The organism is Croceibacterium aestuarii (genome assembly GCF_030657335.1).
Taxonomy (GTDB): Bacteria; Pseudomonadota; Alphaproteobacteria; order Sphingomonadales; family Sphingomonadaceae; genus Croceibacterium_B; species Croceibacterium_B aestuarii.
Window position 1 is genome coordinate 2,244,336 of the sequence record NZ_CP131039.1, and the last position, 21,381, is coordinate 2,265,716.

Annotated in this window: 22 protein-coding genes and 1 tRNA gene; 8 read left to right on the forward strand and 15 right to left on the reverse strand. The window is 63.8% G+C overall.

Annotated features, from left to right (window positions below; translation table 11 throughout):
• Window positions 1-11: 11 nt before the first annotated feature.
• Window positions 12-1,016 (reverse strand): M48 family metallopeptidase, encoded by a 1,005-nt coding sequence (locus Q7I88_RS11125; protein WP_305095985.1) that lies wholly within the window; start codon window positions 1,014-1,016, stop codon window positions 12-14.
• A 179-nt stretch (window positions 1,017-1,195) separates the two neighbouring features.
• On the opposite strand from Q7I88_RS11125, the gene Q7I88_RS11130 reads away from it, so the two are divergent.
• A complete protein-coding gene (locus tag Q7I88_RS11130; protein ID WP_305095986.1) occupies window positions 1,196-1,426 on the forward strand; it encodes a hypothetical protein in 231 nt (76 codons plus the stop codon).
• Window positions 1,427-1,490: 64 nt separating this feature from the next.
• Here the strand turns inward: Q7I88_RS11130 and Q7I88_RS11135 are convergent, their stop codons facing one another.
• The 8 genes from Q7I88_RS11135 to Q7I88_RS11170 form a co-directional block, all read right to left on the reverse strand.
• Window positions 1,491-2,636, reverse strand: coding sequence for an alpha-hydroxy acid oxidase (locus Q7I88_RS11135; protein ID WP_305095987.1), 1,146 nt, complete (start codon window positions 2,634-2,636; stop codon window positions 1,491-1,493).
• An 8-nt stretch (window positions 2,637-2,644) separates the two neighbouring features.
• Window positions 2,645-3,373, reverse strand: a complete 729-nt coding sequence (locus tag Q7I88_RS11140) for an SDR family oxidoreductase (RefSeq protein ID WP_305095988.1) — start codon at window positions 3,371-3,373, stop codon at window positions 2,645-2,647.
• Between the two features lie 82 nt (window positions 3,374-3,455).
• Window positions 3,456-3,531: transfer RNA gene (locus Q7I88_RS11145), tRNA-Lys, on the reverse strand.
• A gap of 62 nt (window positions 3,532-3,593) precedes the next feature.
• A complete protein-coding gene (gene rodA / locus Q7I88_RS11150; RefSeq protein WP_305095989.1) occupies window positions 3,594-4,712 on the reverse strand; it encodes a rod shape-determining protein RodA in 1,119 nt (372 codons plus the stop codon).
• Window positions 4,709-6,736 carry a penicillin-binding protein 2 gene (gene mrdA / locus Q7I88_RS11155; RefSeq protein WP_305095990.1) on the reverse strand — a complete coding sequence of 676 codons (2,028 nt, stop codon included), beginning with the start codon at window positions 6,734-6,736 and terminating at the stop codon, window positions 4,709-4,711. Before mrdA ends, rodA begins: the two co-directional genes overlap by 4 nt.
• Before the next feature lie 7 nt (window positions 6,737-6,743).
• On the reverse strand, window positions 6,744-7,301 hold the full coding sequence (locus tag Q7I88_RS11160; RefSeq protein ID WP_305095991.1) for a rod shape-determining protein MreD: 558 nt from the start codon (window positions 7,299-7,301) through the stop codon (window positions 6,744-6,746).
• Window positions 7,298-8,038, reverse strand: a complete 741-nt coding sequence (locus Q7I88_RS11165) for a rod shape-determining protein MreC (RefSeq protein ID WP_369426049.1) — start codon at window positions 8,036-8,038, stop codon at window positions 7,298-7,300. Before Q7I88_RS11165 ends, Q7I88_RS11160 begins: the two co-directional genes overlap by 4 nt.
• 184 nt (window positions 8,039-8,222) lie before the next feature.
• Entirely contained in the window at window positions 8,223-9,272 is a 1,050-nt protein-coding gene (locus Q7I88_RS11170; RefSeq protein WP_159792751.1) for a rod shape-determining protein, read from the reverse strand.
• A 184-nt stretch (window positions 9,273-9,456) separates the two neighbouring features.
• Here Q7I88_RS11170 and mutL point away from each other — a divergent pair, with 184 nt between their 5' ends.
• The gene (mutL, locus tag Q7I88_RS11175) at window positions 9,457-11,262 is read left to right on the forward strand and encodes a DNA mismatch repair endonuclease MutL (RefSeq protein WP_305095993.1); all 1,806 of its coding nucleotides are present in this window, start codon (window positions 9,457-9,459) and stop codon (window positions 11,260-11,262) included.
• Window positions 11,262-11,720, forward strand: coding sequence for a hypothetical protein (locus Q7I88_RS11180; protein ID WP_305095994.1), 459 nt, complete (start codon window positions 11,262-11,264; stop codon window positions 11,718-11,720). Before mutL ends, Q7I88_RS11180 begins: the two co-directional genes overlap by 1 nt.
• Window positions 11,721-11,896: 176 nt before the next feature.
• On the opposite strand, the gene Q7I88_RS11185 is transcribed toward Q7I88_RS11180, so the two are convergent.
• The 3 genes from Q7I88_RS11185 to Q7I88_RS11195 all read right to left on the reverse strand — a co-directional run bounded on the left by Q7I88_RS11185 (window position 11,897) and on the right by Q7I88_RS11195 (window position 14,147).
• On the reverse strand, window positions 11,897-12,661 hold the full coding sequence (locus Q7I88_RS11185) for a DUF1206 domain-containing protein (RefSeq protein WP_305095995.1): 765 nt from the start codon (window positions 12,659-12,661) through the stop codon (window positions 11,897-11,899).
• Between the two features lie 91 nt (window positions 12,662-12,752).
• Window positions 12,753-13,460, reverse strand: a complete 708-nt coding sequence (locus Q7I88_RS11190) for an NYN domain-containing protein (RefSeq protein WP_305095996.1) — start codon at window positions 13,458-13,460, stop codon at window positions 12,753-12,755.
• Window positions 13,461-13,499: 39 nt separating this feature from the next.
• On the reverse strand, window positions 13,500-14,147 hold the full coding sequence (locus Q7I88_RS11195; protein ID WP_305095997.1) for a carbonic anhydrase: 648 nt from the start codon (window positions 14,145-14,147) through the stop codon (window positions 13,500-13,502).
• Window positions 14,148-14,205: 58 nt separating this feature from the next.
• Here Q7I88_RS11195 and lipA point away from each other — a divergent pair, with 58 nt between their 5' ends.
• Both lipA and Q7I88_RS11205 read left to right on the forward strand, forming a co-directional pair.
• Window positions 14,206-15,132, forward strand: coding sequence for a lipoyl synthase (gene lipA / locus Q7I88_RS11200; protein ID WP_305095998.1), 927 nt, complete (start codon window positions 14,206-14,208; stop codon window positions 15,130-15,132).
• Window positions 15,132-15,593, forward strand: coding sequence for a type II toxin-antitoxin system RatA family toxin (locus tag Q7I88_RS11205; protein WP_305095999.1), 462 nt, complete (start codon window positions 15,132-15,134; stop codon window positions 15,591-15,593). The genes lipA and Q7I88_RS11205 overlap by 1 nt, the downstream gene beginning before the upstream one ends.
• On the opposite strand, the gene Q7I88_RS11210 is transcribed toward Q7I88_RS11205, so the two are convergent.
• Genes Q7I88_RS11210 through Q7I88_RS11220 form a run of 3 tightly spaced genes read right to left on the reverse strand, consistent with a single transcriptional unit; the run spans window position 15,554 to window position 17,735 of the window.
• On the reverse strand, window positions 15,554-16,051 hold the full coding sequence (locus Q7I88_RS11210; RefSeq protein WP_305096000.1) for a CinA family protein: 498 nt from the start codon (window positions 16,049-16,051) through the stop codon (window positions 15,554-15,556). The two genes, Q7I88_RS11205 and Q7I88_RS11210, sit on opposite strands and share 40 nt — an antisense overlap.
• Window positions 16,048-16,584 carry a hypothetical protein gene (locus Q7I88_RS11215; protein ID WP_305096001.1) on the reverse strand — a complete coding sequence of 179 codons (537 nt, stop codon included), beginning with the start codon at window positions 16,582-16,584 and terminating at the stop codon, window positions 16,048-16,050. Before Q7I88_RS11215 ends, Q7I88_RS11210 begins: the two co-directional genes overlap by 4 nt.
• Window positions 16,581-17,735: a bifunctional 2-C-methyl-D-erythritol 4-phosphate cytidylyltransferase/2-C-methyl-D-erythritol 2,4-cyclodiphosphate synthase gene (locus tag Q7I88_RS11220; protein WP_305096002.1), complete on the reverse strand. Its 1,155-nt coding sequence runs from the start codon at window positions 17,733-17,735 to the stop codon at window positions 16,581-16,583. The genes Q7I88_RS11215 and Q7I88_RS11220 overlap by 4 nt, the downstream gene beginning before the upstream one ends.
• Window positions 17,736-17,811: 76 nt before the next feature.
• Between Q7I88_RS11220 and dusB the strand changes: the two genes are divergently transcribed.
• From dusB to Q7I88_RS11235, 3 genes are read left to right on the forward strand one after another with little or no spacing between them, the layout of a single operon-like run.
• Window positions 17,812-18,828, forward strand: coding sequence for a tRNA dihydrouridine synthase DusB (dusB, locus tag Q7I88_RS11225; RefSeq protein WP_305096003.1), 1,017 nt, complete (start codon window positions 17,812-17,814; stop codon window positions 18,826-18,828).
• A complete protein-coding gene (locus tag Q7I88_RS11230) occupies window positions 18,825-19,889 on the forward strand; it encodes a two-component system sensor histidine kinase NtrB (protein WP_305096004.1) in 1,065 nt (354 codons plus the stop codon). Before dusB ends, Q7I88_RS11230 begins: the two co-directional genes overlap by 4 nt.
• A gap of 14 nt (window positions 19,890-19,903) precedes the next feature.
• Window positions 19,904-21,313, forward strand: a complete 1,410-nt coding sequence (locus Q7I88_RS11235; RefSeq protein WP_305096005.1) for a sigma-54-dependent transcriptional regulator — start codon at window positions 19,904-19,906, stop codon at window positions 21,311-21,313.
• Window positions 21,314-21,381 lie beyond the last annotated feature (68 nt).

Consider the following 21,381-nt stretch of genomic DNA (forward strand, 5'->3'; position numbering starts at 1 on the left):
AAACGCCCCCGCTAACGCCGGGCTAGAAGGTGCCCTGGCCAGCTTGGCGCGCCACCGGCCAGATATTCGTCAATTTCTCGTTCGAGCATTGCTGCACGGTCTGCCGGCGAGGCGTAAATCCGGCTGCGGAACAAACCGCCGCCTATGGTTTGCCCGAGGTGCGAGCGCCAGAACGCGACAGCCGCGCGCGGGTCGTAGCCGGCGTTGGCCAGCAGATGGACGCTCAGCCGGTCGGCTTCGATTTCCGCCTCGGCGTTGAGCCTGCGGTCGCGGCCGAACTGCCCGCCGAGCCCTTTACTTACATTCTCCGAGGCAAGGCGGTCGCGGTGATGCAGCACGGAATGCGCGAGTTCGTGCGCGAAGACGACCGCAAGCTGTGCGTCGCTGGTCTTCTGCGCGAGGCCCAGACCGATCTGGATCACCCGTCCGTCGGAGCGCGCTTCGGTTCCACCATCTGCCAATACTTCAACCAGCGCACGGCATTGCGGCAATGGATCGAGCGAGACGTCCCGCGTCGCTCCGGCGTGCGTGACCGTAAGCTGCAAACTCTGTCCCGCTGGGTGGTCCGCCAACATTGCGAAGGCGGAATCTCGGAGCGGCATTTCTGCCAGGTCCGGAAGTTTGCGCACAGCGACGCCGTCTACCGCAACAAGTCCGTCTCCCTCGGCGATCCCTGCGCGGGCAGCGGGGCCGTCGGCAAGCAGCACGGCAAATGCAACATCGGCAGCGAAGCCGGGGTCGGCGTCCGTCGCGTACTGGTCGCGGCTCTGCAGCGCTGCCCCGAGGGCAGGAGCCAGCCGGTCGCACATGGCGGCGTTCGAATCCTGCAGTTTCTCCGCCACTGCGAGCAGGCGCAAGTCGGCGGCTCGAAGCGCGGCCTGCGCGCTTGCGCTTGACGGGAAAAGCAGCGCCAAGGCACCGGCTAGACAGATAGTCGCACGGGCGGGCCATTTCATCGAGATTGTTGAGTCTGAAGGTGCGGATGCGTTAAGCAATGTTTCACCAATGTCGGTCATTTGGCGCTGGCTCGCAATGCAGATCGCTACGGCGGGACGGCGTTGTTAGTAAAGCCAAGTTTTTTGTGCGTTGCAAAATCAGCACACCGGTTCGATAGGCCGGTTTCGAGCATTTGACCGGGTTGACGGAACGCGTAAACGAACATAACGAAGCTACGAAGCAAAGGAAGGGCAGCCAAATGATTATTCGTAATTCGATTACCGGCCTTGCCGCTGCCGGTCTGATCCTGGGATCGACGGCTGCTGCAGCGGCTCCTGCATCGGCCGATCGCGCCGGTTCGAAGGTTTCTTCGTCCGAGAAGCTCGCGGGAACGGGGACTTTCACCCTGCTTCTCGGTCTCCTCGTCGTCGCGGGCGTCATCGCGGTCGTCGCCTCGAACGACAACAACGACGCGCCGACCAGCCCGTAGTTGGTGGCTACAGAATAAAGAAAAGCGGCGGGCTTTGCCCGCCGTTTTTTTTTGCCAGTGCCGCTCAGCTCAGCGACTGACGTAGCTCCCCAATAGACCGCGCGCCCATCATCGCCATCGTTCGCACCAACTCGGTGCGCAATATCTCGAGTGCGCGCTCGACGCCGGCCTGACCGAATGCCGACAGACCGTAGAGCGGCGCCCGCCCGACCATGACGAAGTCGGCGCCAAGCGCCAACGCTTTGGCGATGTCGCTGCCCCGCCGCACTCCGCTGTCGAGGATTACCGCAGATCGGTTGCCCACGGCTGCGACGATGGCGGGAAGGGCGTCGATCGATGCAATCGAGCAATCCAGCGCTCGGCCACCGTGATTCGATACGACCACCCCATCCGCGCCCGTGTCGAGCGCCCGGCGGGCGTCGTCCGGGTGGAGCACTCCCTTGAGGATGAACTTGCCCGGCCAGCGCCGCCGAAGCTCGCTTACGCCCGCCCAATCCAGATCGTCCTGCTTGAAGAAAGCCCCCGGCATCGCGCCCTGGGTCACTTTGGCCCGAAGCTGGTCGGGCAGGTTCGCCTGGGTCGGGATTCCCCCCGACAGCGCGTAACGGCCCATGACGCCAGTCAGCCAGCGTGGGTGCAGGAGGACGTCTGCAATATTGCGCGGATTGAGCTTGAACGGCGTCGCGAAGCCGTTGCGTAAGATGTATTCACGATTGGGCGGCACCGGCAGGTCGAGCGTAACCATGAGCGTGTCGCAGCCCATGCTGGCCGCTCGATCCATAACCGCGTGCGACAGGGCGCGGTTCTCCCACAGGTAGAGCTGAAACCACCGCCTTCCGCCAGCGGTGGCGATCTGCTCGATATCCATGGTGCTGGCGCTGGAAATCGTGAAGGGCACTCCGGCCTCTGCGGCCGCACGGGCAAGGGCAAGGTCGCCTTCGTGCCACATCATTCCCGCTGCCCCGGTGGGAGCGATGGCGAGCGGCAGCGGCGCCGAGATGCCGAGGATTTCGCAAGCGGTGTCGATCTTATCGACCCCCCGCAGCACGCGCGGCCGCACCGTCAGGGCATCGAACGCGGCGCGGTTGCGCGCCAAACCTAGCTCGTCCTCGACCCCGCGTTCGAGATATTCCCACACCCCGAGGGGGAGCCGCCGCCGCGCCTTCTTCCGCAAGTCGGCGATATTGTGGCAGCCAAGGTGCGCGGCCATGACCGTCTTCAACCGCGTCCGAGGAACGGCAGCTTGTTCTGCACCATCAGAGCTTCGTAAAAGTTGAGGTGGTCGGGCATATCGCACATGTGGACGATGATACCCGCCGCTTCCTCGGGCGTCGCCGCGAAGTTGTCCGGCAACTTGACCGAACCGGGCATGATCTCGGTCGCCACGATACCCGGGTGGAAGATCGACACGGCGATATTGTGATCGCGCCCGTCGAGCGCCAGCGCATGGGTCAGTCCCGACAGGCCGAACTTGCTCGCGGTATAGGATGGACATTCGCTGCGCGGCACTTTTGCCGAGATCGAGCCCACGTTGACGATCCGCCCGTGGCCGCCCTTCTTGAAGATCGGCCACGCGTATTTCGAACACAGGAATGCGCTCGTGAGGTTGGTCGCGATGACATTGTTCCAGTGTTCGAGCGAGGTCTCGTCAACCGGGGTGTTCTCGGCAATGCCGGCATTGTTGACTAGAACGTCCACGGTGCCGAAGCTCGACACGGCCTCCGCGAAAAGATTTTCGACCGCAGCTTCGTCGGTCACGTCGGTGGTCACTGCCAGCGCCTTGCCACCCATGTCCTCGATCTTCCGGACCAGGCCCGAAAGCCGCTCGGCCCGGCGAGCCGCGAGCACGACCCGTGCGCCCTTGTCGGCGAAACCGAGGGCACAAGCCTCGCCAATTCCCGAACTGGCGCCGGTTACCACGGCGACGCGGTCTTTCAGAATGCTCAAGCCATTTCCCCTCGATTGGTGCTGAGGGTCCGCTTAGCCAAGCTCGGGTCGGCAGGAAACCGTCAATCGGCAAGAGGGAAAGTGGTGGACGCACTAGGGCTCGAACCTAGGACCCGCTGATTAAGAGTCAGCTGCTCTACCAACTGAGCTATGCGTCCACATGCCGATTTCGGCAGACCCGCGAATCGCGGAGAGCGGCTCATATAGCTGGGCTTTCAAATCAGGCAAGGCCTGTGGAGCCGCCGCGCTTGCTGCTGCGGTCGATCATCATGAGGGTGCCGACGCAAATCATGTTGGTCATCATCGATGAACCGCCGTGGCTCATGAAGGGCAGGGGGATTCCGACCACCGGAGCAAGGCCCATGACCATCATCAGGTTGATCGCGACATAGAAAAATATCGTCGCCGTCATTCCCGCTGCGAGCAACTGGCTGAAGCGATCGGGTGCGCGGCGCGCGACGTTAAGTCCCCAGCGCAGCAGGATGCCGAACACCAGCAACACGAAAAGCCCTCCAATCAGGCCCCATTCCTCCGCCATTGTGGCAAAGACGAAATCGGTATGCGGCTCCGGCAGGTAATCGAGGTGACTCTGCGATCCGTTGCCGAATCCCTTGCCGGTTATCCCGCCTGAGCCGATTGCGATCTTCGACTGCGTGATGTGATAGCCGGCACCGAGAGGATCGCTTTCCGGATCGAGAAAGGTTGTCACGCGGTTACGCTGGTAATCCTGCAGGACGAAGAAGTAGGCAAGCGGTACCGCGAGGATGCCGGCCCCTGCGGCCCCTGCGAACCACTTGCCAGGCAAGCCGGCGAGGAACATGATCACCACGCCGCCGAACATGATCGCGAGCGAAGTGCCCAGATCTGGCTGCAGCAAAACGAGCCCGGTAGGGATACCGATCAAGAGGGCGGGGGGGACAAGCGGGCGAAACTGGCTGGTCATGCCAGCCGGTAGCTGGTGATAATAGGTCGCCAGTACGAGCACGATGGTCGGTTTCATCAGCTCAGACGGCTGAAGCACGAGCGGGCCGATATTGAGCCAGCGCTGGCTGCCCCCTCCAACTTGGCCCACGATTTCGACCCCGAGGAGAAGCAGCACGATGATCGCGTAGAGCGGGTAGGCCACCGTTCGCGCCAATTGCACGGGCAGGTACGAGATAGCTAGGGCAGCCGCGAGGAAAAGGGCGAAGCGGATCAGCTGCGAGGACGCATAAGGCGACATCGAGCCTCCGGCGGCCGAGTAGAGCACCGCGGCGCTGAAGCAGACCAGCATCGTCAGAGGGATCAACACACGCCACGGCTGGTCGGCGATGATCGGGGGCAGAATCTGCTGCTTCATTGCGGTGCCGCTCCAGCAGCGGCGGTACCGGGCTCGGCGCCGGGTTCGATCGCCCCCGTGTTTGGCTGCGCGGGGAGGACGGCGGCGCGCGCTTCCGCGTCGACCTTCTGCGACACCGTAACGAGATCTTCGGGGGCCGGCGGAACGTCAACCCCTGATGCGGCAGCGAACCGGGCGTACTGCGCGTCGAGCCGTTGCTGCGCCGTGCCGCCCCATTGTGCTTCGAAGCCGTGCAGCGTCTCGAGCGCTTTTCCCGGATCGAACAGGTAGGTCATCACGTCGCGGGCGACGGGGTAGGCGGCGCCAGAACCGCCGCCGTGCTCGATGACCACGGCGCAGGCATAACGTGGATTGTCGAACGGGGCGAAACAGATGAAGAGGCCGTGGTCGCGATACTTCCATTGGCCGCCTTTACCGCCGCCGACGTTGAGGCTGACCACCTGGGCGGTTCCTGTCTTTCCGGCCAGCAGGACATCGTCGATCGGCAAGCGGGCGCGGCCGGCAGTGCCGGGGCCGTTGACCACGTCCTTCATCGCATTTTGGATGATCTGCACGTGGTCGCCGTGGAAGTTCATGTTCTCGAAGTGCGGCTGCTTACCGTCGAGCAGGAGTCGGGGCATCACCTTGTTGCCCGTGGCGATGCGCGAAGCGTAGACACCCAACTGCAGCGGATTGAAGAGCATGTAGCCTTGGCCGATCGTGGCGTTGACGGTGTCGAAGGCCTGCCATTCGCGCCCGTACTTCTTGAGCTTCCATGCGGGATCGGGAACCGTGCCATAGAACTGGCTCGCGACCGGCAGTGGGAATTCCTGGCCCAAGCCCACCCGGCGGGCCATGGTGGCAATGGCATCCATCCCCATCTGCTGCGCAAAATAGTAGAAATAGACGTCGCACGACTGGTAGATGCCCTTGGACATGTTGACCCGGCCGTGGCCGCGGCGGTTCCAGCAGTGAAACACCCGGTTGCCCACGCGCAGGCCGCCGGTGCACACGGTCGACGCCTCAGGATCCAAGCCCGCTTCCAGGAAGCTCATCGCCACCATCGGCTTGACGGTCGAGCCCGGCGGGTAGAGTCCCTTGAGTATCTTGTTGCGGAGCGGAACGCGCTCGTCCTGGCTCAGCATTTGGTATTCGACACGGCCGATTCCATCGGAAAAGCTGTTGGGATCGAAGCTCGGCATCGAGGCCATGCACATCAGGTCGCCGGTCTTGCAGTCGATCACCACCACCGAACCGGATTCAAGGCCTAGCCGCCTCGCGGCATAGTCCTGCAGCGGGCCGTCGATGGACAGCTTGATCGATTGACCCTGGACATCTTCGCGCGTCTCGAGATTGCGCACGATGCGCCCGCTCGCCGTCACTTCGGTGCGGCGCGCGCCAGGTTCGCCGCGCAGAACCTGCTCGAACTGCTTTTCGAGCCCGTCCTTGCCGATCTTGAAACCGGGCGCGAGCAGGAGCGGGATCGGCTCGTTCTCGTATTCCTCGCGCGAGGCCGGGCCGACATAGCCAATGAGGTGCCCGACGGCCGGGCCGGTGGGATAATAGCGGCTGAAGCCGCGCTGGGGGATGACACCGGGCAGTTCGGGCAGGCGCACGCTGACCGCGGCGAAGCGGTCGTAGTCGAGACCGCTGGCAACCGGGACGGATTGGAAACTGGCTGACTTGTCGAGCTTGGTTCTCAGATCCGCGACTTCGTCGGCGGAAAACGAAAGGAGATTGCCCAGCACTTCCACCGTACGCTCCTTGTCGATCACCCTCTCGGGCAAGATATCGACGCGGAAGTCGGCCCGATTGGAGGCAAGGGGCGCACCGTTGCGGTCGAGAATCCAGCCGCGACGTGGTGGAATGAGCGTCAGGTTTACCCTGTTGCTCTCCGCCTCCATCTCGTACTTTTCGTTCTCGGCCACCGCGATATAGCCCATGCGTGCAGCGAGAAGCAGGCCAATGCCGCCCTGGACCGCTCCGACCACGAAGGTCCGGCGATCGAAGGTCTGACGGAGCGAAGAGGCGCTGTACTTTGCCACGCCTCGTTCAGCGGACCCGGCGGACGCGAAACAGGCGCATTCTATCCAGTTGCGACACCATGCGAGCAATGATGGGGTAGGTAAGCAGGGAGAGCAAGAACTGCGGCAACATGGCGGAAAGCTGTTGGAAACTGACTTGTGCGCCCGAAAACAGCGCTGCCAGAACGAGATAGGCAGCGAGAAAGCCCGATGCAACGAACCAGTCCTGCCAGAATCCGCGCCAGGGAAAACGCATGTCGAGCAGGTCGAGGCCGATCAGCGCCAGCGAGAAGAGCAGTATCCCGCTGCCGAAGGGCTGGCCGGAAAACAGATCGTCGAATGCACCGAGCGGTAGCCCGGCCCAGAGCGGCAGCAGGCCCGGTCGCAACTGCCGCCATGCAAGCATGATCACGAAGGCGATGGGCGGGAGGAGGGGAGCAGGCGCAATGATCGGCAAGAGCGGCGTCAACGAGCCGAGAAGAATCGATACCCATGGCAGACCGAAGGCGAGTGCCGGCGAATGGTCACGATTGATCTTGCTGCCAAAAGCATCTTGCCGAGCGCGCGGGTTGATCGGGTTGATCATTCGCTCTCCGCCAGGCTCTTCTCGGGCGGAGTGCGCAATAGCTCGACCGCTTCCGGCTTCCACACAGGTTCGATGCTGACGAAATCGGTGGCCGCGGGATTGCTCAGCAGGCGCGCAATGGCGCCGTCCTTGTTCGGCTCCTCGACCACTGCGACCGGAATATTCGGCCGGAACAGCCCGCCGGCACCGGAGGTGACGAAGACGTCCCCCTTCTTGAGCGGGTTGATACCCAGGTTGATCAGCCTCAGGCGCAAGGAGCCGTCGGGACGTCCCTCGGCGAAAGCGACCACGTCATCGGTGGCGCGGCGCACCGGCACCATGCTTTCGCTATCGGTGAGCAGAAGGACGCGGGCGCTATGGCGACCGGTTTCAAAGACACGCCCCACGAGACCCATCGGTGAAACGACCGGCATTTCCGGTTTCACGCCATCGGCGCTGCCCGAGGACATGTAGGCGAAACGCCGGGTGCTCGACGAGGTCGAGCCGATCAGCCGGCCGAGAGCCACGGGCTCAACTTCGCTCTCGCTCAGGGCGAGCGCGGCCTTGAGTCGCTTGTTTTCCTGGGCGATGGCTTGGGCTTCTACCAGTTTGACCCGCGCGACCTGCATTTCGCGCTCAAGCGCAGCGTTCCGGCTGCCGGCGCGGTAGTAGCCCGCGATGGCCTCGAAAAAGTTCCTGCCGCCGGTCCGTGCGGAGGCGCCGGCCTCGCCGGCGGATGAGGTCGCATCGACCGCCATCGACCGCAGGCCCGATATCGCCTGCGGCTGCCATAGGGAAATGATCAGCAGCGCCGCGCCCAGAAGCGCGCCGACGCTCGCCAGAACGTATGCCGTGAAGACGCTCAGTTGCGCCTTGCGGTTCGTGCCAGAGCGGTTCGAGGGCGGAGCCATTGCCGCCTAGCCTCCTTGCAATTCCGGAAGGTCAGGCGGTCATCAGCACGCCGCGATAGACCGGATCCTCCATCGCCCGCCCGGTACCCAGCGCCACGCACGAAAGCGGATCTTCCGCCACGCTGACCGGCAGGCCGGTTTCTTCCTTCAGGTGATCGTCGAGACCGCGAATGAGCGCCCCGCCGCCGGTCAGCACGATGCCCTGGTCGACAATGTCGGCAGCGAGTTCCGGGGCGGTGTTTTCCAGCGCGATGCGCACGCCTTCGACGATCGCGCCGATCGGTTCGCTCAGCGCTTCGGCGATATGGCCCTGGTTGATGGTGATTTCCTTGGGAACCCCATTGACGAGGTCTCGCCCCTTGATGGTCACCGCTTCGCCCACGCCGTCTTCCGGCACCGTGGCGACGCCATAATCCTTCTTGATCCGCTCGGCCGTCGCATCGCCGATCAGCAGGTTGTGATGTCGTCGCACGTAGGAGACGATCGCTTCGTCCATCTTGTCGCCGCCGGTGCGGACCGAGGTGGTGTAGGCGAGACCGCGCAGCGAGAGCACCGCGACCTCGGTGGTGCCCCCGCCGATATCGACGACCATCGAACCGACGGGTTCGGTCACCGGCATGTCGGCGCCGATCGCCGCGGCCATCGGTTCGAGGATCAGGAAGACTTCCGAGGCGCCGGCGTTGGAGGCTGCGTCGCGGATCGCGCGGCGTTCCACCGAAGTTGAGCCCGACGGCACGCAGATCACGATCTCGGGATGGCGGAACATGCTGGTGCGCTTGCCGTGGACCTTGCGGATGAAATGCTTGATCATCTCCTCGGCGATTTCGATGTCCGCAATGACGCCGTCGCGCAGCGGGCGGATCGCCTCGATGCTGTCGGGCGTCTTGCCCATCATCAGCTTGGCGTCGTCGCCGACGGCTTTGACCCGCTTGATCCCGTTGATCGTTTCGATCGCCACGACCGACGGTTCGTTGAGCACGATCCCCTGATCCTGCACGTAAACCAGCGTGTTCGCCGTGCCGAGGTCGATCGCCATGTTCTGGGATCCGAAGGAAAAGAGGCGCGTGAAGAAAGAACTCATCGGAATTCCCGTATTTTTCCGGGCTTTGCCGCGGAATGTTGGTGTGGGGCTGGACCGGTCGGGCCGGCGCGTGGCGCCCCCTTAATGCAATGCCCCGGCAAACACCAAAAATTTGTAACTCAATCGACGGGTTTTTACCCCGCTCGGCTCGAATTTCGTGCGTCCTGCCGTTAGATTGCACGCTATGCCGCAAATTCGCCGCCTTCCGGAGACGCTCGTCAACCGCATCGCTGCGGGCGAAGTCGTCGAACGCCCGGCATCGGCGCTGAAGGAGATCCTGGAAAACGCCATCGATGCGGGAGCCACCCGGATTGCCGTGTCCCTCGGCGAGGGCGGCCTGGGCAAAGTCGAAGTCACCGATGACGGCTGCGGTATGGATGCGGACCAACTGGCCCTCGCGCTCGAGAGGCACGCGACCTCCAAGCTGCCCGACGATGCCATCGAGAAGGTGGTCACGCTCGGCTTTCGCGGCGAAGCGCTGCCATCGATCGCCAGTGTCGCCCGGCTGACGATAGAGAGCCGGGTGCGCCAGTCGGTACAGGGCTGGCGCCGTGTGACCGACCACGGTGCGGTGGTCGACGAGGGTCCGGCCGCCTTGCCGCCGGGCACGCGCGTCCGGGTCGAGCAGCTGTTCGCCAAGGTCCCCGCACGGCGCAAGTTCCTGCGCACCGAGCGCAGCGAGTACGCCGCCTGCCTCGATATCGTCAGGCGCCTGGCGATGGCTCGACCCGATGTCTCGATCCGCCTCGAGCACAACGATAGAACCATTTTCGACCTGCAGGGCGGGGAGGGGTTGGCCTCGCGCGTGGCGATGATCGTCGCGAGAGAACTGGCAGACAATTCGGTCGCCATCGATCTTGAGCGCCCGACTCAGAGCGGGACGATGCGGCTCACCGGGATCGCCGGCTTGCCGACCTACAACCGCGGGGTTGCGGATCACCAATATCTGTTCGTCAATGGCCGCCCGGTGAAGGACCGGCTGCTCGTCGGCGCTGTGCGCGGTGCCTATGCCGACATGCTGGCGCGCGACCGCCACGCAGTGCTGGCGCTATTCCTCGAACTGCCAAGCGAAGAAGTCGATGTGAACGTCCACCCGGCCAAGACGGAGGTGCGTTTTCGCGATGCGCAGGCCGTGCGCGGCTTCATTGTTTCGGGATTGCGGCAGGCGCTCTCGACCGGCGATCGTCGCAGCGCTCAGGCGCCCGACGCGGGCGCGATGGGGCGGTGGCAGGTGGAGCCCGAGATCGCCCCCGCGCTCGGTTCGATCTTTGGCGGGCGCGACTGGTCGGCGCCATCTCACCATGTCCGCTCGCCCGGCACGCCCTATCACGGATCGGACGCGCAGGTCATGGACGCTCCAATCGGCCGGGCGGAAGCGGCGGAGCCAATCTCGGACGATGCCACACAGTATCCCCTCGGCGTGGCGCGCGGACAGATCGCCAGCACCTACATCGTCGCCGAAGCGGCCGATGGGCTCGTGATCGTCGACCAGCACGCAGCGCACGAACGCCTCGTGCTCGAACGGCTCCGCGCGGCGGGCGCGGGCGACAAGGTCGCCGCCAGCCAGGCGTTGCTGATTCCCGAGGTCGTCGAACTCGACGAACCAGCCTGTGACCGGCTCGACGAGCAGGTCGATAGATTTGCCGAATTCGGCCTCGTAATGGAGCGTTTCGGACCCGGCGCAATGCTCGTGCGGGCCCTGCCGGGCGCGTTCAAGGGCGGCGATCCCGAGCGCCTGCTCCGCGACCTCGCCGACGACATCGCCCAGCACGGCGAAGGCTTGCTGCTCGGTGAAAAGATTGAGCATGTTCTCGCGACGATGGCCTGCCACGGCTCAGTGCGCGCCGGGCGTACGTTGGGCGTCGCGGAAATGAACGCGCTCCTGCGCGAGATGGAACGCACTCCGCGCTCGGGCCAATGCAACCATGGCCGGCCGACCTGGGTCAAGCTGTCGATGGGCGATGTCGAAAAGCTCTTCGGGAGGCACTGATGCGCCGCGCGGTTCCCCTCCTGCTCCTGTTGCTTGCCGGCTGTGACCGTTCCCCCGCCGGCGATAAGTCCGGTCAGCCGGTCGCCCCACCGGCCCAGTCGCTGGCGCTGCAGTCGATCGGCTTTCCGGACATCGAGGCGAACGACCTCTATGGCGCAAGCTGCGCTTATGCATCGGGCAAGTCGATGGCCCCGCTCGTCATCGCATTCGACGACGAAGCCGTGATCAAGGTCGATGGGCAAATTCAGCGGTTCAAGCTCGATCCGCAATGCACTGAGGTGAAGCTCGGCACCGGGTCACGCTACCTTGCCGACCGTCAGGTGCTCGATCTCGCTATCGAAGGCGAGGGCAAACAAGTGGGCTACGAAACCGTGAATTACGCCGGCTCGGTCAAACTCAGCACGGCAGATGGGCGGGTTCTCTATAAGACCAGTGGCGCGGTGCAGTGCGGCAGTTGATCGCTCGTCGTCAGCGATGCGACGATCGGCCCAGAGCGCGAGAGAGGATCGCAGCTCTGGATGAACAACTCGCCACGCTCGAAACTGCCAGAACATCGCTCGACAAGCTTGCCGACGACTGTGCGAAGAACGAGGCCGGGTTATGCCGATCCCTGCCGCTTTTCGATCCGGGCTAACTAGCGAAAGCTTGGCTTCAAGCCTTCCGAGCCGAAGTCCGGTATGATGCGGTAGCGCGATACGGCCATGCTGAAGGCACCGAACAGCATCAGCCCGATACAGACCGCGGTATAGGCGATGCCGCTGCCGCGCAGGCTCATGAGCGCTTCGCCAAGTCCGCTGACCTGCGTTCCGCTGTCGAACCAGGCCGCCTTGACGATCGACCAACCGACCAGGGCGAAGACCACTGCGCGGGCGCCGTATCCGGCGCGCCCGACCGGTTCGATGGCGCCAGGGGCACGCGAACTGACCCGGTGCATGAAGCTCGCCGTTATCGCGCCCTTCGCCTGCATGAATGCGGCCGCGAGGAACCCAAGGCCTACCGCACCGACCACGACGCTTCCCAATGTCCAGTCGAGGACCGTCGCCGCCGCTTGTTCGCTCTGACCGGAATCAGCGGCCTGTTTGGTGCCTTGCGCAAACTGAAACGCCGCCAACGCAAGGATTGAATAGGCGACCGCGCTTGCTGCGTCTCCGATGCGCTTGGCGACTCCCGTGGTGTCGGTGCCACGGTGCTGCACGTCGCCCACCGCGGAGGCGAGCTTGAAAACAACATACGCTACCAATCCCAGGGCAATCAGATAAAGCAGGGGCGTCCCCAAAGGAACGTCCTGCAACATGTCGAACACCGCTTGGTTGCCCTCGTCCGGACGGGCCCGGGTACCCAGCGCCATATAACCGAGCAAGAAGTAGGTCAGCCCCCGCGAGGCATAGCCGAGCCGCACCAGCCAGCGAAATTTTTCCGACTTGTCGACCAACTTCCGCTCCATCGTTGTTTGCTTTGCCAGCCCAACGGCGGAGGTTTGGAAAAGTGCCCTAACGCAAGCGCTTGACGTAGAGTTGGCCGTTGCGGCGCTCGAGTTTGAAGTTGTCGCTCGCTGCCTGGACCAGGTCGGACAAGCGCTTGTAGCCGTGATTGCGGACGTCGAAGCTCGACCTGTTGCCGGCAAGTTGTCCGACTTCCTGCAACTTGGCAAAACCATCCTCATCGCGGTTCGCCGCTTTCCAGGCCGCGCCAAGCAGTTCGATGATTTCTGCATCGACCGGGTCGCTGTCGGACTTTCCGTCATCCTTGGCGGACGTCTTGATCAGCTGGTCGACGTCTATGTACCGGGTGCAGGCCGTCTTGAAGGCCTCGGGCGCCTTGGCGCTGCCGAAACCGTAGACGATCAACCCGTCCTGCCGCAGCCGGGTGACAAGCGGGGTAAAGTCGCTGTCGCTGCTCATGATCCCGAAGCCGTCGACCTTGCCGGCGTTGAGCAAATCGATGGCATCGATTGCCATCGCGATATCTGTCGCATTCTTGCCCTTGGTCAGGTCGAACTGTTGCATCGGCTGCAGGCCGTAGCGATGCGTGATCTTGTTCCAGTTGCTGAGTGCAGGCTTGGCCCAGTTGCCATAGGCGCGGCGGATGTTCACCTGGCCGAGCTCGGCCAACACCGTCAGAACCGGGTCGATACCCGCGTGGCTGGCGTTGTCGGCATCTATCAACAGGGCGATATTCTTGAGTTCTGCTTCGGGCATCGCGGCTATGTGGCCGCCGGCCCGCCCCATGGCAAGACGTCAGGCTGCTTTGAACTCGCCGGAACTCTCATCGAGCAGATGCAGGACGCCGTCCGAAATAGCGAAGTAGGCCCCGCGTAGGGTGACTTCGCCGGTCGGCTCCTTCTCCTGAATGCAGGGAAATGTGCGCAGGTTGGCAAGGCTGACCTTGACCGCGGCCAGCTCCATCGCCCGCTCGGCCTCGCGTCCGGACGTGCCAAGCTTTTCGGCGATGGGTTCGCGCACGTCGTCGAGCATGTCGATCCAGTGGGCAACGAAGCCGCCTTCGCCGAGGCGATTGCCGTGCAGGTCCTGCGTCAGCGCCGCTTGGCAACCGCCGCACATCCCGTGGCCCAGGACGACCACTTCGCGCACCTTGAGGAACTGAACGGCGAATTCCAGTGCGGCGGAAACGCCGTGGCGGCCGGGATTCGTTTCGAACGGCGGGACCAGCGCGGCGACGTTGCGGACCACGAACAGCTCGCCCGGGGCGACGTCGAAAATCTGCGAGGGATCGACCCGGCTATCGGAGCATGAAATTACCATCGTCTTCGGCGACTGGCCTTCTGCCAGCGCGGCCCATCGTTCGCGCTCCTCCTCCCAGTGGCCTTCGCGGAAACGGCGGTAGCCTTCGAGGAGGCCGAGCAGGGGAGAAGAGTCGCTTGTCATGCCCCGGCCATGCCGCGCGGCATTGCCTCTTTCAAGTCACATCCCTAAGTGCACCCGCATGAACGACCTAGCGTCCGCACCTCGCCCAGAGCGGCAACGCAAGCCCGACTGGATCCGCGTCAAGGCGCCGGTCAGCAAGGGCTACAACGAGACGCGTCAGTTGATGCGCGATCTCAACCTCAACACGGTTTGTGAGGAAGCCGCTTGTCCGAACATCGGCGAGTGCTGGACCAAGAAGCACGCGACCGTGATGATCCTCGGCGACGTATGCACCCGCGCCTGCGCGTTCTGCAACGTCAAGACCGGCATGCCGCGTATCGTCGATCCGCTCGAGCCCGAGCACGTCGCGACCGCCGCGGCCAAGCTGGGCCTGGAACACATCGTGGTCACCAGCGTCGACCGCGACGACCTCCCGGACGGGGGCGCGGGGCAGTTCGTCAAGGTCATCGAGGCGCTGCGCCGCGAAACACCGGGCACGACGATCGAAATTCTTACGCCCGACTTTCGCGGTAAGATGCGCCCCGCGGTCGAGGCCATCTGCGCGGCCGGTCCCGACGTCTACAACCACAACCTGGAAACCGTGCCGCGGCTCTATCCGACGATACGTCCGGGGGCGCGCTACTACGCCTCGTTGCGCCTGCTCGAGGAGGTCAAGGCGCACGATGCGGCGATTTTCACCAAGTCCGGCATCATGCTCGGTCTGGGCGAAGCGCGGCTCGAGGTGCACCAGGTCATGGACGACATGCGCAGCGCCGATGTCGACTTTCTGACCATGGGCCAATACCTGCAGCCGACACCGAAACACGCCAAGGTCGAGGAATTCGTCAGTCCGCAAGTATTCGATGCCTATGGTTCGATAGCTCGCGCCAAGGGTTTCCTCCAAGTTGCCTCGAGTCCGCTAACACGGTCGAGCTATCATGCCGGCGACGATTTCGCCGAGATGAAAGCTGCACGCGAAGCCAAGCTGGCAAACCAGCGGGTCTGATGCCGGGAATTCGCGAGACCCGGCGGCTGCCGTACAGCTGCGAGGAGATGTTCGACCTGGTGGCCGATGTCGAGCGCTATGGCGAGTTCCTCCCCTGGGTCGTCGCCACGCGGGTGAAGTCCGACAGCGAGACGGAAATGGTCGCGGATATGCTCGTGGGCTTCAAGGCACTGCGCGAAAAGTTCACTTCCAAGGTCTTTAAGAAGCGCCCGAACGAGATCGAGGTCGTCTACGTCGACGGCCCGTTAAAGGATCTCGACAACACCTGGACATTCGAGCCCACCGGCGACGGCGGATGCGAAATCCACTTCTGTGTGGATTTCCAGTTCAAGAATATGATGTTCGAGGCGCTGGCCGGACAATATTTCGATCGCGCGTTCCGCAAGATGGTCGCTGCATTCGAAACCCGCGCTGAAGAACTTTACGGCAAGAGGAGTTCGAGCGCGCAGAGCGTCGCCTGATAGCGCACGCCGCTGCGGTCCTCGTTTTCGAACAGTCTCGATTCCGCTTCGCGTTCTTCGCTGTCGCGCAGCGCGCGTGCGAATACGACCGTGCCGACCGGCTTGTATTCGCTTCCCCCCTCGGGGCCGGCGATGCCGCTGATCGCGACCGCCACGTCCGCATCGCTATGGGCCAGGGCTCCCTGCGCCATAGCGTAGACGCAAGCGATGGATACGGCGCCGAACGCATCGATCACGTCGCTGGAAACCCCGAGCGATTCTTGCTTCGCCTCGTTGGAATATGTGACGAATCCGCGGTCGAGGACCGCAGACGAGCCAGGAATCTCGGTCAGCGCGGCCGCGACCAGGCCGCCCGTGCAACTTTCGGCCAAGGCGATCTTGCGTCCGATCGCGCGGTTTTCCTCGATCACGCGGCGCGCGAGGGTGATGACGTCGTCGGGAAGCATGGATTGGCTCATTTCTTGCCCGCTGGGCAGGCCAAGGGCTTCTCATCCTTGAGAGCCAGGACAGCGATCACGCCGGCAAGGTCCCCGAGCTCGGAAGGGTCCAGCGGGGAGATCGCTTCGGCCACCCGTTCGATGCTCGAACACGATCCGGGTTTGATGCTTTCAGCAAGTTTCTGCTGGATGAGCGCGTCGACAAGCGGGCGGATCGCTTCGTCCGGCAAGTCGGCCAGCGCGGCAATGTCCTTGTCCTTGGAGCCGCCGGCGATCTTGAGCAGGGCGCTCTTTGCACCTGGCCAAGTTGCATCCTTCTCCACGGCGTAGCGCGACGCCAGTTTGTCGCCTCGAGTTGCGAAAAACCCGTTCGACGCAAGCGATTGCGAACAACGGACGCGGGAAGCAGCGATGGCTTGCGGCATGGCATAGCGAACCATTGCCGACACCTCTGATTCAGAAACACATGGCGTCACGGCGACAGTCTGCGCGCCCGCCGAAGTGGCCAGGGCGAGCGATGCCAGCAGCGCCCCGATCGAATATTTGGTCATCATTGGTCTTGATTCTCTCGCGAATAAAGCGTTGCGACCGCTTGCGCGGCAATTCCTTCGCCCCTCCCGGTGAATCCCAGTCGTTCCGTCGTGGTCGCCTTGATACTCACCTGCGACCTATCGACGCCCAGCAATTCAGCCAGCTTGCCGCGCATTGCCTCACGATGTGGGCCAATTTTGGGCGCTTCGCAAATCAGGGTGAGGTCGACATTGCCCACCGCATAACCGGATTGTGCCGCCAGGGCGACGGCATGGGCCACGAAGCGGGCGGACGGCGCGCCTTTCCATTGCGGATCGCTTGGGGGGAAATGATCGCCGATATCTCCCAGGGCAGCCGCGCCCAGAATCGCGTCGACGACGGCATGCAGGCCGACATCGGCGTCGCTGTGTCCGCACAGGCCCTTGTCGTGCTCGATACGCAGCCCGCAGAGCCAAAGTTCCTCGCCCTCCGCCAGTCGGTGGACGTCGAAACCGGAGCCGGTGCGCATCATGGCAGCGCCACTGCGGAAGTCCCGCGAGTAGGTCAATTTGTGAAGTCGTTCGTCGCCCTCGATCATTTCCACCTCGACTCCGTGTGCCTTTGCGACCTGGGCATCGTCTCCGGCATTCGGTTCGCCCTGCCAGGCACGATGTGCGGCAAGGATCTCGGTGAAACGAAACGCCTGCGGCGTCTGCACCCGCCACAATTCCTCGCGAGGCGCCACTCCGGTCATCATTCCCGAGCGGCCGATAGCAAGACTGTCGACGACCGGAAGGACTGGAATGGCTCCGCCGAAACGCTCCAACGCTGCCAGCAAGCGGCCGACCACGGCGGTCGGCAGGTCAGGCCGGGCAGCGTCGTGGATCAGCACGGCGGGGGCGGGGGAAGGCGTCATCGCCTCCAGCGCAAGGGCGACCGATTTCTGTCTCGTCGCGCCACCTGCCACGAGCCGAACTGCTTCGATGCCGGTTAGCGCCTCGCCGGCTAGGTCTTCGTAGTCGGCGGGAATCGCGACGGTGATTGGCTTCGCCCCCAATCGTGCAAACGTTTCGACCGAGTGCCGTATCACCGGCTTGCCGCGCCAGCGCGCGAATTGCTTCGGCACACCTTGTCTAGCGCGCGATCCCCTGCCAGCGGCGACGACGACAGCGGCGAAAGGCGGGAGGCTGGCCATCAGCCGCGCGCCTACCGCCTTGCAGCACTCCTCGCAATCCACTATGCGGCTGCCCATAATTTAGGCATTCCTTCGAATGAGCGCGCTTCCACCCCCTCCGCCCATGCGGCCGATAAAGGTCGGCCCAGTGCAGGTAGACTGCCCGGTGCTGCTGGCGCCGATGACCGGCGTGACCGATCTACCCTTTCGCACGCTCGTGAGGCGCTACGGCTCTGGCCTCAACGTCACCGAGATGATCGCCAGCGAAGCCGCCATTCGCGAGACGCGCCAGTCGGTTCAGAAGTCCGCGTGGCACCCGACCGAGGAGCCGGTTTCAATGCAGTTGGTCGGCTGCGACCCCGCCTCGATGGCCGAGGCCGCGAAGCTGCAGGAGGGGAGCGGCGCGGCGATCATCGACATCAATTTCGGCTGCCCGGTGCGCAAGGTCGTCGGGCAATATGCCGGCTCGGCACTGATGCGCGAAGTGCCGCTGGCTATCCGCCTGATGGAAGCTACGGTGAACGCTGTCTCGGCGCCCGTCACGGTGAAGATGCGCATGGGGTGGGATCACCAGAGCCTGAACGCCCCGGACCTGGCGCGCATTGCCGAGGATCTGGGGGTCAAGATGATCACCGTCCACGGACGCACGCGCAACCAGATGTACAAGGGCTCGGCCGATTGGGCCTTCATCCGCAAGGTGAAGGACGCCGTGTCGATTCCGGTTATCGTCAATGGCGATATCTGCGGTGTCGAAGACGCCGCCCGGGCGCTCGAACAATCGGGAGCCGACGGCCTGATGATCGGGCGTGGCGCCTATGGCCGGCCCTGGTTGCTCGGTCAGGTCATGCACTGGTGGCGCACTGGCGAGACTCTGCAGAGTCCCGGCTTCGGCGAGCAATACGAGACGCTGGTAGAGCACTATCGAGCCATGCTCGATCACTACGGGCGCGACGTCGGCACGAAAATTGCCCGCAAGCACCTCGGTTGGTACACCAAGGGGATGCACGGTTCGGCGGAGTTCCGCCACAAGGCCAACTTCATCGACGATGCCGATCAGGTGCTCGGCGAGATCGACCGCTTCTACGAGCCGTTCCTGCGGCAACGAGCGGCGTGAACGACCCGCTCGACGGCGCGCCGGGCGCCGACGCGCAGGTTGCCGGTCTGATCTTCGGGTGGCTGTTGCTTGATGAAAATCTCGTAATCCAGTCCGCCAATCCGGCCGCCGAAGATCTGCTGGGAGCCTCCGCACGCAGGATGATCGGGCAACCGCTCGGCGCCATCATCGACTTTGGGCCCGAGGGAATGCTCGAACGATTGGCGGAGCCCGATGCGCAGCTGACTGCGCGCGGCGTCGATATTCAGGTCGGCGACCGCGAGCTACGCGTCAACCTGACGCTATCGGAGATCGCTTCGCATCCGGGTTGGGGCGTTCTCACACTCTCCGACACCGGCCACGGCGAACGGATGGCGGACGACGAGCGCCCCGCACCGCTGCGGGGCCCGGCAATCCTTGCGCACGAAATCAAGAATCCGCTCGCCGCCATCCGCGGAGCGGCGCAATTGCTGGCGAAGAAGGTGGGGCCGGGCGACGTGGCAATGACCGCCCTCATTACCGACGAGGTCGATCGCATCGCGCAGCTCATCGACCGAATGCAGAAGCTCGGGCGCGAGCAACCCGAACCTGTGGCCCCGCTCAACCTGCACTCGGCAATACATCGCGCCTGCGACACAGTGTTCGCGGCAAACTGCGGTGACGTCACCCTTCGCGAGGAATTCGATCCTTCTTTACCGCCGGTGCTCGCCAACGAAGGGGCCCTGGTGCAGGTCCTGGTCAACCTCATTGCCAATGCCCGGGATGCTTGCTCCGGCGAAGCCCAACCCGAGGTCGCCATTCGCACGCGCTTCGTCAGCGGCATGGTACTCAATGTCATCCGCCTGGGCCGCCCGGTCAAACTCCCGATAGAAATCCAGGTCAGCGATAACGGTCCGGGTGTCGATCCGGGATTGGCCGACTATATTTTCGAACCGTTCGTGTCGAGCAAGGCGAACGGCCAAGGCCTCGGCCTCGCGCTCGTTCGCAAACTCGTCCGCGACATGGACGGACGCATCACGCACGAACGCGACGAAGGTGCCGGACTAACCCATTTCCGCATCCACCTGCCGATGGCACGCTAGGAAGGGGAGACATAATGAAGAAGGCCGCGCTGCTGGTCGAAGACGACGAGGCGATCGCCAAGGTCATCGTCACCGCGCTCGAAAACGACGGGTTCGAAGTCGCCCGGTGCGATAGCGTGGCGGGCCGCGATTCGCTGCTTGCCCAGCGCCATTTCGACGTGATGCTGACCGACGTCTTGCTGACCGACGGCGACGGTATCGAAACGCTCGGCCGCGTGCAGAATGCGTGTCCGGACATGCCGATCATCATCCTGTCGGCACAAAATACCCTCGATACGGCCGTGCGAGCAACCGGGACGGGAGCGTTCGAATATTTTCCCAAACCGTTCGATCTCGATGAACTGGTCAGGACGGCGCGACAGGCAGCGGGGAGCGGTAGGCGTGGCGGGATTGATCAGGGCGACGCCGCGGAAGGGCTGCCCCTGATCGGGCGCAGCCCGCCGATGCAGGAAGTCTACCGGATGATCACCCGGGTCCTGAACAACGACCTTTCGGTGTTGATCCTAGGCGAATCCGGCACCGGCAAGGAACTCGTCGCCGAGGCGATTCATCAACTCGGCCATCGCAAGGCCGGCCCCTTCATCGCGGTCAACACGGCAGCGATCCCGCGCGAACTCATCGAAAGCGAGCTCTTCGGCCACGAGAAAGGGGCGTTCACAGGCGCGGTCACACGGTCGATAGGCAAGTTCGAACAGGCCAGCGGCGGCACTTTGTTCCTCGACGAAATTGGCGACATGCCCGCCGAAGCGCAGACGCGCCTCCTGCGAGCGCTCCAATCCGGGCAAATACGCCGCGTCGGCGGGCGAGAGGAGATTGCCGTCGACGTGCGCATCATCGCCGCCACCAATCGCGATTTGGCGCCGATGATAGCCGAAGGCTCGTTCCGCGAAGACCTCTTCTACCGGCTCAACGTCGTACCTCTGCGCCTTCCACCGCTTCGAGAAAGACCGGGGGATGTCGGCGCGCTCGCCCAGCATTTCCTCAGACAAGCGGTGGCCGAGGGCCTCCCTTCGCGCGCATTCACCGACGAGGCGATCGATATTCTGGCGCAGCAGACGTGGCGGGGAAATGTGCGCGAATTGAAGAACCTCGTCTTTCGTGCGGCGTTGCTGGCCCGGGAAGAGGAGATCGACGGCTATGCCATTTCCAGTCTGCTCGAAACAAACGCTCCGGCTCAGGGCGGCGGTATTGCCGACTTCGACAGTGCGCTACGCGCCTGGCTGGCTGCGGAACGTCCGGCCGAGGGCGACCTCTACCATGCGGCCCTTGCCGCATTCGAGCGTCCACTGTTCGCGCTTGCCCTGCGGAGGACCGGCGGAAATCAGCTCCGCGCCGCCCGCCTGCTCGGCATTAATCGCAACACGTTACGCAAGCGGTTAAGCGATCTCGATATCGAGCCGGAGCGGTTTTCTGCCGCGGATTGAACGCTCAAGCAAAAACTCCTTGCAAATCTGCAACAGTGACGTTGTAAGCTTGCAACGTGGCTGAGGTC